The 13,428-nt window shown below is 41.0% G+C and carries 12 protein-coding genes; 2 read left to right on the top strand and 10 right to left on the bottom strand.

Annotated elements, in window-relative coordinates:
• Window positions 1–5: 5 nt before the first annotated feature.
• From HMPREF2697_RS00290 to cdaA, 6 genes are all read right to left on the bottom strand, one after another.
• Window positions 6–794, bottom strand: a complete 789-nt coding sequence (locus HMPREF2697_RS00290) for a Nif3-like dinuclear metal center hexameric protein (protein ID WP_004182697.1) — start codon at window positions 792–794, stop codon at window positions 6–8.
• The gene (locus HMPREF2697_RS00285) at window positions 784–1,470 is read right to left on the bottom strand and encodes a tRNA (adenine(22)-N(1))-methyltransferase (RefSeq protein ID WP_004182698.1); all 687 of its coding nucleotides are present in this window, start codon (window positions 1,468–1,470) and stop codon (window positions 784–786) included. The genes HMPREF2697_RS00290 and HMPREF2697_RS00285 overlap by 11 nt, the downstream gene beginning before the upstream one ends.
• A gap of 98 nt (window positions 1,471–1,568) precedes the next feature.
• Window positions 1,569–2,009 carry a GtrA family protein gene (locus HMPREF2697_RS00280; RefSeq protein WP_014633281.1) on the bottom strand — a complete coding sequence of 147 codons (441 nt, stop codon included), beginning with the start codon at window positions 2,007–2,009 and terminating at the stop codon, window positions 1,569–1,571.
• A 2-nt stretch (window positions 2,010–2,011) separates the two neighbouring features.
• Window positions 2,012–3,364 (bottom strand): phosphoglucosamine mutase, encoded by a 1,353-nt coding sequence (gene glmM, locus HMPREF2697_RS00275; RefSeq protein WP_045768872.1) that lies wholly within the window; start codon window positions 3,362–3,364, stop codon window positions 2,012–2,014.
• A 220-nt stretch (window positions 3,365–3,584) separates the two neighbouring features.
• Window positions 3,585–4,550, bottom strand: a complete 966-nt coding sequence (locus HMPREF2697_RS00270) for a CdaR family protein (protein WP_070849119.1) — start codon at window positions 4,548–4,550, stop codon at window positions 3,585–3,587.
• The gene (cdaA, locus tag HMPREF2697_RS00265; RefSeq protein WP_070849116.1) at window positions 4,547–5,398 is read right to left on the bottom strand and encodes a diadenylate cyclase CdaA; all 852 of its coding nucleotides are present in this window, start codon (window positions 5,396–5,398) and stop codon (window positions 4,547–4,549) included. Before cdaA ends, HMPREF2697_RS00270 begins: the two co-directional genes overlap by 4 nt.
• A 101-nt stretch (window positions 5,399–5,499) precedes the next feature.
• On the opposite strand from cdaA, the gene murT reads away from it, so the two are divergent.
• Both murT and gatD read left to right on the top strand, forming a co-directional pair.
• On the top strand, window positions 5,500–6,843 hold the full coding sequence (murT, locus tag HMPREF2697_RS00260; protein WP_045772114.1) for a lipid II isoglutaminyl synthase subunit MurT: 1,344 nt from the start codon (window positions 5,500–5,502) through the stop codon (window positions 6,841–6,843).
• Window positions 6,843–7,631, top strand: coding sequence for a lipid II isoglutaminyl synthase subunit GatD (gene gatD / locus HMPREF2697_RS00255; RefSeq protein ID WP_004182704.1), 789 nt, complete (start codon window positions 6,843–6,845; stop codon window positions 7,629–7,631). Before murT ends, gatD begins: the two co-directional genes overlap by 1 nt.
• Before the next feature lie 52 nt (window positions 7,632–7,683).
• Here gatD and mprF read toward each other — a convergent pair whose 3' ends face one another.
• The 4 genes from mprF to abc-f all read right to left on the bottom strand — a co-directional run bounded on the left by mprF (window position 7,684) and on the right by abc-f (window position 13,419).
• Window positions 7,684–10,239, bottom strand: a complete 2,556-nt coding sequence (gene mprF / locus HMPREF2697_RS00250; RefSeq protein WP_070849115.1) for a bifunctional lysylphosphatidylglycerol flippase/synthetase MprF — start codon at window positions 10,237–10,239, stop codon at window positions 7,684–7,686.
• Entirely contained in the window at window positions 10,236–10,955 is a 720-nt protein-coding gene (locus HMPREF2697_RS00245; RefSeq protein ID WP_013990774.1) for an alpha/beta fold hydrolase, read from the bottom strand. Before HMPREF2697_RS00245 ends, mprF begins: the two co-directional genes overlap by 4 nt.
• A 194-nt stretch (window positions 10,956–11,149) precedes the next feature.
• Window positions 11,150–11,410: a YiaA/YiaB family inner membrane protein gene (locus tag HMPREF2697_RS00240; RefSeq protein WP_002883990.1), complete on the bottom strand. Its 261-nt coding sequence runs from the start codon at window positions 11,408–11,410 to the stop codon at window positions 11,150–11,152.
• Between the two features lie 89 nt (window positions 11,411–11,499).
• Window positions 11,500–13,419, bottom strand: coding sequence for a ribosomal protection-like ABC-F family protein (abc-f, locus tag HMPREF2697_RS00235; protein ID WP_070849112.1), 1,920 nt, complete (start codon window positions 13,417–13,419; stop codon window positions 11,500–11,502).
• Window positions 13,420–13,428 lie beyond the last annotated feature (9 nt).

Below are 13,428 nucleotides of genomic sequence, written 5' to 3'. Positions count from 1 at the left end.
TCCTCCTACAAATGATCAAAAGGATTAGTTGAGGACTGACTCTCAAGTATGGTCACATTCCAATCATGCTCACGTTTCCAAGCCTCAAGTTTTTCAGCAATCTTTGAGATAAAGAGGGCTTCAACATGGTGCCCAGGGTCAATAGCCAAGAGACCATTAGTAATCATTTCTTGCCCTGTATGGTAGTAAACATCACCAGTGATAAAGACTTGTGCGCCCTTTTTCAAAGCATCCTTGTAAAATCCTTGACCACTACCCCCACAAATAGCCACACGGCTAACAAGAGGATTATTATGGTCATAACGAACCAAGCGAACACTGTCCAAGCCAAAAACTGCTTTTACTTTAAGAGCAAGTTCTTCAATGGTCTGTGGCACGATATCACCCACTCGACCGATTCCATGATTTTCAGAAGTCTGTGTTAAATAAGTGGTGTCTTTAATGTCAAGTATGTCACAAAACCAATCATTAAGCCCATCATTGACAACATCAATATTAGTATGACTCACATAGACTGCAATATCATGCTTAACCAGGTCAAGCAAAATATCTCGGTCAGGCGAAGAGACCAAATCCTTAACTGGACGGAAAATTGGAGCGTGTTTAGCAATGATAAGGTCCACACCTTTTTCAATAGCTTCAGCTACTGTATTTTCACGAACATCCAAGGTAACCATGACCTTCTGAATCTCCTTATCCAGACTGCCAATTTGCAAGCCAACCACATCACCTTCCATGGAAAGCTCCTGTGGACAAAATTCCTCATAAGTCTTGATAAGTTCACTAGCTAACATGGTTCAAAACCTCCTTAATGGTTTGAATTTTATCTTCAATAGCTGCACGGTCAGTCTGATTGGCAAGAGGAATGGATCCTAAGGCAATCTCAAGTTTATTGATTTCTCGCTGCCATTTGAGCTGGAAAACCTGAGATTGTTCTTTCATGAGATGAGGACCAAAACGCACTTCCTTGTCTGAAAGGCTCATATGTCCAGCTTCTGCCACCATGATTTCGTAGTATTTGCCATTTTCAGTCATGATGGATTCGGCAATAATCTCAAAACCATTTTCCATCAACCAAATACGGAGATCATCTTCACGATTATTTGGTTGTAAAATCAGACGGTCTACGCCTGTTAGTTTGTCCTTTCCAGCATCTAGGATATCCGCAATAAGACGTCCTCCCATGCCACAAATCGTGATAGTTGTTACCTCATCAGCAGGTTCGAAGGCAGCCAAGCCATTAGCCAAGCGCACGTCGATTTTATCTTGGAAACCAGAAGCTGAGACATTAGCAAGAGCAGATTCATAAGGGCCTTTTACCACTTCACCAGCAATAGCTGAAGTAATCAAACCTTTTTCAAGTAAATAAATCGGAAGATAGGCATGATCACTGCCTACATCCAAGAGTTTTGCGCCTTTCGGAACATAGGTTGCTACGTCCTTGAGGCGTTGAGATAATTGTACGTACATGTTTCATCTTTCTATTTTTTTAAGTCTCTTCAATTATATCAAAAAAGGAGGTTGGTAAGAAATGGTTTTAACACATTTCCTAACAACTTCCTTTTTGCTTATACTTTCTCGCCTGTAAAGACGAAAAATTTAGAAATAATGTAGTTCAATACAATGATAAGGACCTGAGAGAACAAACTCTCGATACCATTTACCCAAGCATGACTATGACCAACAAATTGACCAATAATTTCTGGATAGGTATCAACCAAGAAATAGGCCAGAGCCAAATCCAAAACCAAGGTCAAGAGGCGGGCACCCACAAACTTAACAAAGCGCGTGACCATACCTGTCTTCTCCTGATTAAAGACAAACATGTCATTTGTAAAAAAGGCAAAGATAATGGCAATCGCACTGGCTAAGACCGCCGAGAGTGTCCCCTGATTGGTCAACTGAAAAATCAAAATACGACTGACCATATAAACCAAAGTTGCCAAGACACCAAAGAAGAGGTACTTGAAAACTTCGGTAGCCATGAAGGCTCTCAGTTTAGCTATCATACTTAGTCCAATCCAATTTCTGCACGAACAACATCAGCAATCGTATCAACGTAGTAGTTCACTTCATCATCTGTTGGTGCTTCTGCCATAACACGAAGGAGAGGTTCTGTACCACTTGGACGAACCAAGATACGGCCATTTCCAGCCATCTCAGCTTCCATTTTTTCAATGATTGCCGCAATTGCAGGAACTTCCATAGCCTTATCTTTCATGCTATTTTCCACACGGATATTAACCAATTTTTGTGGATAGATAGTCACTTCTGAAGCCAATTCAAACAAGCTCTTACCTGTTTCAACCATGACTTTAGTCAATTGGATTGCTGTCAATTGGCCATCACCAGTTGTGTTGTAATCCATGATAATAACGTGTCCAGATTGTTCACCACCAAGGTTGTAGCCGTTTTTACGCATTTCTTCGACAACGTAACGGTCACCAACAGCAGTCACTGCCTTGTTAATACCTTCACGGTCAAGTGCCTTGTGGAAACCAAGGTTTGACATAACTGTTGTCACAATGGTATTTTTAGACAACTCGCCCTTTTGTGACAAATGTTTACCGATGATGTACATCACCTTGTCACCATCAACAATATCACCATTTTCATCAACAGCGATGAGACGGTCACTGTCACCATCAAAGGCAAGACCGATAGCTGAGCCAGTTTCTTTAACCAAGGCTTGCAACTGCTCTGGGTGTGTCGAACCAACACCAGCATTGATGTTAAGGCCATCAGGTTGGTCACCAATTACAGCGATTTCTGCGTTCAAATCAAGGAAAATATTACGTGCAGATACCGCAGCCGCACCATTAGCCGCATCCAAGGCAACCTTCATACCACCAAGGTCAACACCTGTAGCTACCAAGAATTTTTCATATTTACGAAGACCTTCTGGATAATCCACAAGGGTTCCAAGTCCTTCAGCTGAAGGGCGTGGAAGCGTATCTTCTGCAGCATCGAGAAGGGCTTCAATTTCCGCTTCACGCGCATCATCCAATTTAAAGCCATCACCACCAAAGAACTTGATGCCATTATCAAGAGCTGGATTATGGCTGGCTGAAATCATAACACCGGCACTTGCATTTTCTGTACGAACCAAATATGAGACACCAGGTGTTGCAAGTACTCCAAGTTTGTAGACTTCAATACCCACTGAGAGCAAACCTGCTACTAAGGCAGATTCCAACATCTCACCAGAAATACGTGTATCACGTGCCACAAAAACTTTAGGACGGCCAGTCTCATGTTGGCTAAGCACATAACCACCAAAACGACCTAATTTAAAGGCCAATTCAGGCGTAAGTTCAACGTTTGCTTCTCCACGAACACCGTCTGTTCCAAAATATTTACCCATAATTTTATTATTAGTGCTTGAGCACTAAATCCTCCTTAAACTGTGATGCTGTTTAGCAAGAGTCAATCTAGTGAAATCTATCTAGATAATCTAACTTTATAAGATTTCGCCAATATTTTCAACCCTTGATTTTAAACATTTTTAATTGGTTACATTTTTATGAGATTAGGCCCTCTCAGTCCCATCCATTATACATGAATTTGGGGAAAATGTAACTCCCCTATTTTTGCGTGACTTTTAAGTTAACCTTAACAGTGCCAGGTTGAACCGTAACACCTTCTGCCTTAAGGTCTATTGTTTTTGAAGTATCCTTAGTCACTTGGCTAATGTCCACAGGGACTGTGATGCTATCAATCTTATCCATAGCTTCTTGGCTACCAACGATAGTCACATGCCCACGATCAAAGCTATAGCTGATATTAGACACATTGCTAGCCTTATCTCCAGTCAGTTCAACCTTGACAGGAACAGATTTGCTTAATTTTCTCAAACTAATCTTTGCATGTACTTTAGCTGGTGAGATAGAGCTTGCTAGGACTGTACCGTTTGCCGAAACTGCTTGAAGAACCAGGTTACCATCATAATCTTCAGACAGGTTGGAATCACCTTCCAATACTGCTTGAACATGGTCAATCTGGTTAATGATATCTTCACTCGAGGTCACTTCTACCTTGGTGTTATCCAGGCTAACTTTTTTTACTTCATAGCCATTTGCCAACTTATCTGATGTGATGTTAGCTACGACGTCAAAGGTCTTGCTGGCTTTTTTACCAATAGTTGCCGTCAAGGTTGATGGCGATACTTGCGCAGACATTCCGGCCGGAAGATCCTTAACCTGAATAGGTACTCGACTAGTTCCTTGGCCTAAATTTGACAAATCAGCAACTAATTTAAAGTGACGCGTATCACTACTTGTCTCAGTCGTTAACGCCAGCTGTGTTGTCGCCGTCAAATAGACTTCAGCATCATAGGAATAACCACTGATAAAGTACTTATCACTATCATATTTAATATCCACAGGAACCGACTCAACGGTTTGTGTAAAGGTATTAGATGCACTTGAACTATTGTTTTTATTTTGCGTATTCCCCGACCAAGCTGTGAAAAAGAGTACCACGGCAAAGAAGAGAGCAACTAGCATCTGCCATAAACGATCGTTTTTAAAGAAATTTACAAAACGCTTCATTTTTTGCTACCTCCAATCCAACGTTGGAAGAATGACTGACGTGGTTCTTGTTCTTTCAACAAGACAAGACTCAACTCTTCTTCAAATTCTTGAATAGAAAGATCATGGATGAAATTTCCCTTGTAAGCAATGGAAATCGCACCAGTCTCCTCTGACACAACAAAGGTAAGCGCATCTGTTTGTTCTGAAAGACCAATGGCAGCCCTGTGTCTAGTTCCAAATTCTTTGGAAATCTTATTAGATTCCGTCAATGGCAGATAAGAACAAGCCGTCGCAACCTTGTTATCTCTAATGATAACTGCCCCATCATGAAGCGGTGTATTTGGAATGAAAATATTAATTAATAGTTCCCCAGTCACCACCGCATCAAGTGGAATCCCAGTCGCAATCTGCTCTTGTAAGGTCTGAGTCTGTTCAATAGAAACCAAGGCCCCAATCTTACGAGGACTCATGTACTTAACAGCTTTAACAAAGGCTTGAACCAACTTCTCGTCTGAACTAACCTCTTTACTTTGCAAAAAATGCTGAGGCGTACGCCCAAAGGTTTCAAGTGCAGAACGAAGCTCTGGCGCAAAGATCACAACCGCCGCAATGGCTCCATAGTTGATGACCTGATTCATCAAATAAGAAATCGTCGTGAAGCCTATAAAATCAGAAATCAGTTTGACAAAAATAAATAAGACAACCCCTTGAACAAGGGTCATAATTTTTGTCCCTCGTAGGGCCCTAATAAAGCGATAAATTAAAAAAGCAACAATCAATATGTCCAAACTATTGACGATAACTTTCAGCGGACTATCGAAGAGTGACCGCCAAAAATCAATATCAATGGACGAAAGTATTCCCATACATATCACACTTTCTTTTAATTTTTAAACAGTGTCTATTATACCACGAATTCTAACTATTTTGAGACTACAATCACTACTTTTTGTGATAAAATAAATTCATGACTATGAAAACTACCATGGGAATTCTGGCGGGTAAAGCTAGCCATTTCGTCCTTTCAAAATTGGGACGTGGTTCAACCCTGCCTGGAAAAATTGCCCTTAAATTTGACAAAGATATTTTAGACACTTTAGCCAAGAACTACGAGATTGTCGTTGTCACTGGAACCAACGGTAAGACTCTGACAACAGCTTTGACAGTAGGTATTCTTAAAGAAGCTTTTGGTGAGATTGTGACCAATCCTAGTGGGGCCAACATGATCACAGGGATCACTTCTACTTTCCTAACAGCTAAAAAAGCCAAGTCTGGTAAGAAAATTGCTGTCTTGGAAATTGACGAGGCCAGCCTTCCAAAAATCACTGAATACATCACTCCAAGTCTTTTTGTTTTCACAAATATTTTCCGTGACCAAATGGACCGCTATGGTGAAATCTATACCACTTATCAGATGATTTTAGATGGTGCTACCAAGGCGCCTGAGGCTACTATTTTGGCTAATGGAGACAGTCCTCTTTTCAATTCTAAAGAGGTGGTCAATCCCGTGCGTTTCTACGGTTTTGACACTGAAAAACACGCCCCAGAGCTGGCACATTATAATACTGAAGGCATTGTCTGCCCTAAATGTGAGAGTATTCTTCAGTATCGACTTAATACTTACGCTAACTTGGGTGACTATGTGTGCCTTAACTGCGACTTCCACCGTCCAGAATTAGACTATAAGCTAACAGAGTTGACTAAAATCACCAACACAACTTCTGAATTTGTCATTGATGGACAAGATTACAAGATTAATGTCGGTGGTCTTTATAACATCTACAATGCTCTTGCTGCGGTTTCTGTCGCTGAATTCTTCGGAGTGGCTCCAGAGCAAATCAAAGCTGGTTTTGATAAGAGTCGTGCTGTCTTTGGACGCCAAGAAACCTTTAAGATTGGTGACAAATCATGTACTCTCGTACTAATTAAGAATCCCGTAGGAGCTAGCCAAGCTCTTGACATGATTAAACTTGCCGATTATCCATTTAGCTTGTCAGTCCTTCTTAATGCTAACTATGCTGATGGTATTGATACCAGCTGGATTTGGGATGCCAACTTTGAAAGCATTCTCGAGATGGATATCCCTGAGATTAATGCTGGTGGTGTTCGCCATTCTGAAATTGCCCGCCGCCTTCGTGTGACTGGCTATCCAGAGGATAAGATTACGCAAGCAGAAAAACTTGAAGATATTATGGCCTTGATTGAAAAACAAGATTGCGACCATGCCTATATCTTGGCGACCTATACTGCCATGCTTGAATTCCGTGATATTCTTGCTCAACGTCATGCTGTCGGAAAGGAGATGAACTAATGACCTATACTTCACTCAAATCTCCAGAAAATCGTGACTACACCTACGACCTAAATGTTGCCCACCTTTATGGTAATCTGCTCAATACCTACGGTGACAACGGTAATGTCCTTATGATCAAATACGTGGGTGAAAAACTTGGTGCTAAGATGACCTTCGACATCGTTTCAGTTGGTGATGACTTCGATAAGGACCACTACGACATGGTCTTCTTTGGAGGTGGTCAAGACTACGAACAATCTATCGTTGCCAAAGATCTCCCATCTAAACGTGATGCCATTGGTCAATTCATCCAAGATAATAAAGTAATCCTAGCCATCTGTGGTGGTTTCCAACTTCTTGGACAATATTACATCCAGGCTAACGGTGTCCGTATTGATGGTATCGGCGTCATGGGCCACTACACCCTTAATCAAGAAAATAACCGTTACATCGGTGATATCAAAATCCATAACGAAGAGTTTGATGAAACTTACTATGGTTTTGAAAATCACCAAGGGCGTACCTTCCTTTCTGATGACGAAAAACCACTTGGCAAAGTGGTCTACGGTAATGGTAATAACAAGGAAGATGGTACTGAAGGGGTCCACTATAAAAATGTTTATGGTAGCTACTTCCATGGACCAATTCTTTCTCGTAACGCCAACCTTGCCTACCGCTTGGTCACAACTGCCCTTCGTAACAAATATGGCCAAGACATTGAATTGCCAAGTTATGATGACATTCTCTCAAGTGAGATTGCTGAAGAATACGCAGATACTAAATCAAAAGCAGAATTTGAGAAATAATTCTATGACATAGCAAAATAGCGAAACCTTTGGGTTTCGCTATTTTTTATATCTATTTCCAAAGACGTCTTTTCTTCAATCTGTCTTCAATTTTACGATTATCAATCCTTAAAATGGCAATCATATCAAACAAGAGCCAAGTTCGTTTAGGATAAACAATGTATTTTGGAGACCATATTGGAGAAAACTTCTCCTTATAACGTTGGAGTCCACTAAAAGAGTAAAAACGTTGTGCAAAGACATAGACCAAATTGGCAACCTTCTCTTCCAAGAAGCTATCTTCTTCAGCACCCACATTCGCGAGTGGAGCCATTCCCATATCAAAGTATTGCTTTCCTTCCGCTTGGAAGTACTGGAAGAGTTTGACAAAGAGGTAATCCATGATGCCTTCAGGAGCCTTTTCAAAATCATAACGCATAAGGTCAATCGTCGCCACCCGTTTGTTATTGGTTGGCATGATGTTGGCAAAGGCTACAATTTCTCCTTCCTCACTCTCAACAATAGCAATCGGTGCCTGCTGCAGATAAGCTTCATCAAAGAAACCAAGAGAGAAACCCTTCTCCTTACGACCGTTAAGCCAAATATCTGAGACAGCCTTCATTTCTTGCATCTGAGTCTCTGAAAATGGAGGATCAAGTAACTTAAACTGGAAACCTGCTTTTTCGACACGATTGGTTGGTTTACGGAACTTCTTACCATGCTTACCATCGACAGAGAATGTCGTCAAATCAACCATGGCGTTTTCCCCAAATTTCATAAAATCAAAGCCATAATCATGAAGCATCAGGGTAATACTCTCGTCTGCCTCATAAAACAAGGCTTGTAAATTCCAATCTGATAGTGTCTTCAAGAAAGATTCCCAAGCTGCTCGGTAATAGTTTTCATTACCAATTGGATTTCCCATAACCACACACTTATTGCTGGTTTGTGCAAATTGGAAAACTACCTGGTCTTGTCCATCGACACGATACCAAAAGAGGCGTTTATCATGTAAATAAGCCAAGGCACTTTCTGATGCACCTCCGTATTTCTCAAGGAGAGCTGTAAAGCGCTCATCATCCATACTTTGACCAAAAGTCCTGCGGGGTGCCAAAATTCTCAAGACTCCCCAAACAATAGTTGCAATGATAACTGATGCCAGTAAAATATCAAACCAAATATGAACAAAATGTCCAAGAACATCCCGGTTCTTAGGTGGCAATAAATGAGACCAAAAACCGCTGCCACCCAGAACAAGAAGAACCAGAATAGTAAAGGCTAGGAAAAGGAAATCCTTGGTTTTGTCTTCCCAACTATAAACAAAGTAACGATGATACAACCTCTTTCTGATGATCAACATAAGCACCAAAGAGAGTACAATTAGGAATGACATAGCCCAAGAAATACCATTGAGATTGACATAAATCAAGGTCAAGACAAAGGTTATTAAGGAAGCAATGAAAGCTCCCTTCACCCGACGTCTGATGAGACGAGCCATGAAAATGAATAGAGTTCCAAATAGGATACTTGGGAATTGCCAAATCAACTGTTCCTGAATAGGATTAAAACGGCTAATAAAGTAGACATTTGCCAAGCGTTCTGGGATTAAGGCTGACAAAATCAAGAAAATCCCTGAAAAACGTAGCAAATACACAAGAAAGCGGTGGAGACTTCCACCAAATACTCGTGAAGAAAGTTTGAAGTATTTCTCGTTGATACGCCCTCCCATGTGTTTGAAAAAGAAGACAACACCTAACAAGAAAGGAATAATGTAGTAGGTTAAACGAAAGAGCAAGAGCAGACTAACCGCTAGAGCATTGCTAACCCCCATAGAGGTCAGACCGGTAATCACAATCAAATCGAAACTACCAATCCCACCCGGAATCATAGAGAAGATACCAATAATAACTGCTAGGAAATAAAGAGGAATCAAATTATAAAGAGGAACATGCAAGCCCATTAAATAAGCTACACTTACAAAGCTTCCAAGGGCCGTTCCCCATTCAGCTGTCGAAGCTAAAAGAAGACTTAGCCTCGTTTTCAATGGTACTTGACCAAAATAGGCTAATTTTTCACGACTAGAAACAAAGAAAATAAAAGGCAGATAAAGGAAAATCCCCAATAACAGTAACCAATACTTTCTTAAATCTGGACTTAGAGGGAAGAACCAAAAGACAGCGAATACCAAACCACTTAAAAGGGATAGGCCCGACATAAAGTAAGGCAATAAACGAGAAAGTGCCTTAACACCCGTCTTTTCCTGCCCATCCTCAGAATAAAAGGAATATCTCAGACCCACATCGACCAAACCAGCAAAACCAGCTAAATTATTAATGGTGTTAACAGCCCAACTAGTTTCTAAGATATAGGATTTGGAATAATCCGTTTCTAGCTCCTTATTCAGTATGATGTCATAAAAGAGCATAGGGGAGACAGCGACTAGTCCGATGATAGCCATCAAAACAAGATGCCAAATAGACAAACCGCCCAGAGCTGACTCAAGTGACTCTAAAGTGATGGTCCGTTTGAGGCGAACCAATTCTATGACGACAAGAACCGTAATCGAGATAAAGAAGATAGATTTAACGGCCGCTTTTAAAGGTTGAAGTCTCTCTAAAAGACGCTTCATGCCACCACCTCTTTTCGACTAATTCTCACAAGCTCACGAATCATTTGATTGAAAATCTTATATTTACGTTGAGCTAGACGATGCCCTTCTCGACGTTGGACATAAAGCTTATGAATTGGAAAGAGTTCCGAAATCTCCCTAGAATGCCTGATACTGATAACATCCCTTTGCCCCATAACTACCCAAACAGGATAGGCAGCCTGATGTAGACGTTCCCTATCTAGTGGCAAGTCATGAAGCATAAGCCCCGTTACCTGAGCCATGATATCCATTTTAGATGAAAATGGTGACAAGGCTTTTAAGCAAAGATATTGTATATAGACCGCGAATCTTGAGCGTCTCGTCAACCCATTAAAGGTCATATTTCCCGCATTAAGCAAGAGCCCTGCAATCCGGTCAGGATAACGACTAGCATAAACCATAGCCAAATTGGCACCGTCACTATGACCGACAAATAAGGCCTTCTTGATATTCAAATATTGCAAAATTTCCTCCAAATCGGCAGCCATCTGTTCAAAGGTCATCTTAACACTTTGACGACTGGACCTGCCGTGATTACGACTATCAATGAAAATTAAACGATAGTCTCGATACAGAATTCCTTGCTTACCAAAGTAATTTCCTGACAAATTATTGCCATGCAAAAAAACAATTGGAAAGCCTTTACCGAGATCACGATAATAGATGATTTGACCATCTTTCACTTTGAATTCCATAATATTACCTACCTTTTCACTAACGCATTCTTATACGATAATTAGTCTTATAAGGCATTGAGGCTGATGAATTGGACTTACTCATTCCAAAATCATCTAACCCTCTTCACTCCATTATAACACTTCCACTAGGAAAGAGTCAGAATATTTGTGCATTTTCTGCAAAAAGAAAAAGCCTTTTCAGGCTTCTCTTCTTATTGTTCGAAAGTTTGTTGAGCGATGAGTTTGTTATAGTTTTCTTCATCTTCTTGGTTATCACGGACAACCTTAGATACTGTAAATGATGATGAAATCAATCCTACACATCCCATGAGGTAGTAACCCTTAACCATCAAAGGCTCTTTAAGGGTATAGAGGCCTACCAACATCAAGATTACGAAGAAGGCAAATGATCCCCATGCCATCATGTTGAAAGATGTTGTGTTACGATACACTTTTTTCTTTACTTTGTTCATAAAGTTAGTCTCCTTTTATATACTAGGACTAGTATACCAACAATGTAAGCCTTTCACAACTCAAAGCATGAAAAGGTTTTCATCATCCCTTAACCTTCCAATTGTTCTGATAAATCACTCCACTCTTCCATCAGAGCTTCTTGAGAAACTGATAAGTCATCCAGCTCTTTCTGCAAGTCAGACAATTCCACCACTTCATTTGTTTCAAGCATGGCAGCAGAAATTTCCTCCAAGCGTTCCTCAATTGTCTCTAGCTCATTTTCAATTTGCTCAATGCGTCGACTTAGTTTACGCATCTCTTTTTGATTGGCTTTTTGAGCTTGATAATCACTAGCACCCGCTGAAGCCACTTGGACTTCCTCTGATACTTGATTTTCCTCTGCCTCAAGACGTGCTAACTCTTCAAGCTCCGCCTTCTTCTCAAGGTAGTAATCGTAGTCTCCAAGATAAATGGTTGCTCCATCCTCAGAAATTTCCATCACTTTGGTTGCCACTCGGTTGATAAAGTAACGGTCGTGGCTGACAAAAAGAAGCGTTCCATCAAAGTCAATGAGGGCATTTTCCAAGACTTCCTTACTATCAATGTCCAAGTGGTTGGTCGGCTCATCTAGGATGAGGAAATTGTTGTTTTCCATAGATAATTTAGCTAGGAGCAGGCGAGCCTTCTCACCACCCGAAAGCATGGAAACCGACTTTTTGACATCATCACCTGAGAAGAGAAAGGCCCCCAGACGGTTACGAATCTCAACTTCAGGAGTTGTCGCAAAATCATTCCACAACTCATCAAGAACTGTGTTTGACGGTGTCAAGGCAGATTGGGTTTGGTCATAGTACCCCACTTCAACATTGGCACCATAGGTTGACATTCCCTTGATAAAAGGTAATTTACCCACTACCGACTTGATAAAGGTTGTTTTCCCGATACCATTTGGACCAACGATGGCAATAGCATCCATCTTCTTAACATCCAGGGAAATAGGCTCTGAGAGAATCTCATCGTCATAACCAATAGCAGCATCCTTAACTGTCAAAACCACATTCCCAGAGACCTTATCCGCATGGAAAGTCATATTAGCTGACTTTTGACCTTCTGTTGGCTTATCCAGACGTTCCATTTTCTCTAGCTGTTTACGACGGGCTTGAGCACGCTTAGTTGTAGAGGCACGGACAATATTACGATTAACAAAGTCCTCCAACTTAGCAATTTCCTTTTGTTGCTTCTCGAAGTTCTTTGCTTCAGTGGCCAACTTTTCAGCCTTAAGCTCCATGAATTTTGAATAATTTCCGACATAACGATCTAAACTATGTTTGGTCAAATCTAGTGTTACTGTCGCCACCTTGTCCAAAAAATAACGGTCGTGACTGACAATGATTAGAGCTCCCTGATAATTGACCAAGTAATTTTCCAACCAGGCAATGGTCTCGATATCCAAGTGGTTGGTCGGTTCGTCCAGTACCAAGAGCTCAGGCTTCTCAAGCAGCATTTTCGCCAAAGCCAGGCGCGTGTTTTGCCCTCCAGAAAGATCGGAAATGGGCATCTTCCACATGCTTTCATCAAACTTAAAACCATTGAGAATAGCTCTGATATCAGATTCATAGGTAAAACCACCACGCTGTCTGAAATCCTCGGAAAGGCGATCGTAGTCAGTCATTAACTTGTCCAAGTCTGTCCCAGTCAACTCGGCCATCTTCAATTCCATGTCACGCAGACGCTTTTCGTCTGCACGTAAGTCTGCAAAGACATTTAACATTTCTGCATAGATGGTATTGCTAGACTCAAAGCGACTATCCTGAGCCAAGTAAGACAAATTCAAATCACGTTTTGTATTGATTTCACCACTCGTCGGCGCTTCCTCTCCAACCAAGATTTTCAATAAGGTTGATTTTCCAGCACCGTTACGGCCAACCAGGGCAATACGATCACGTTCATCTACCTGAATATTAATATTATCAAAGAGCACATCTCCTGAGAAAGAGCGCTCAATCTTGTTTCCTTGTAAAATAATCATAACGTTTCA

The organism is Streptococcus sp. HMSC064D12, from assembly GCF_001837205.1.
In the GTDB taxonomy this organism is placed as follows: Bacteria; Bacillota; Bacilli; order Lactobacillales; family Streptococcaceae; genus Streptococcus; species Streptococcus salivarius_D.
The sequence above is the reverse complement of the archived record's forward strand: the minus strand, read 5'-3'. Positions and strand labels throughout refer to the sequence as shown.

Coding starts and splice junctions, on each gene's coding strand:
- abc-f (WP_070849112.1), bottom strand. CDS start 13,419: ATGATTATTTTACAAGGAAACAAGATTGAGCGCTCTTTCTCAGGAGAT.
- HMPREF2697_RS00245 (WP_013990774.1), bottom strand. CDS start 10,955: ATGGAATTCAAAGTGAAAGATGGTCAAATCATCTATTATCGTGATCTC.
- HMPREF2697_RS00290 (WP_004182697.1), bottom strand. CDS start 794: ATGTTAGCTAGTGAACTTATCAAGACTTATGAGGAATTTTGTCCACAG.
- HMPREF2697_RS00240 (WP_002883990.1), bottom strand. CDS start 11,410: ATGAACAAAGTAAAGAAAAAAGTGTATCGTAACACAACATCTTTCAAC.
- HMPREF2697_RS00285 (WP_004182698.1), bottom strand. CDS start 1,470: ATGTACGTACAATTATCTCAACGCCTCAAGGACGTAGCAACCTATGTT.
- mprF (WP_070849115.1), bottom strand. CDS start 10,239: ATGAAGCGTCTTTTAGAGAGACTTCAACCTTTAAAAGCGGCCGTTAAA.
- cdaA (WP_070849116.1), bottom strand. CDS start 5,398: ATGGGAATACTTTCGTCCATTGATATTGATTTTTGGCGGTCACTCTTC.
- murT (WP_045772114.1), top strand. CDS start 5,500: ATGACTATGAAAACTACCATGGGAATTCTGGCGGGTAAAGCTAGCCAT.
- HMPREF2697_RS00270 (WP_070849119.1), bottom strand. CDS start 4,550: ATGAAGCGTTTTGTAAATTTCTTTAAAAACGATCGTTTATGGCAGATG.
- gatD (WP_004182704.1), top strand. CDS start 6,843: ATGACCTATACTTCACTCAAATCTCCAGAAAATCGTGACTACACCTAC.
- HMPREF2697_RS00280 (WP_014633281.1), bottom strand. CDS start 2,009: ATGATAGCTAAACTGAGAGCCTTCATGGCTACCGAAGTTTTCAAGTAC.
- glmM (WP_045768872.1), bottom strand. CDS start 3,364: ATGGGTAAATATTTTGGAACAGACGGTGTTCGTGGAGAAGCAAACGTT.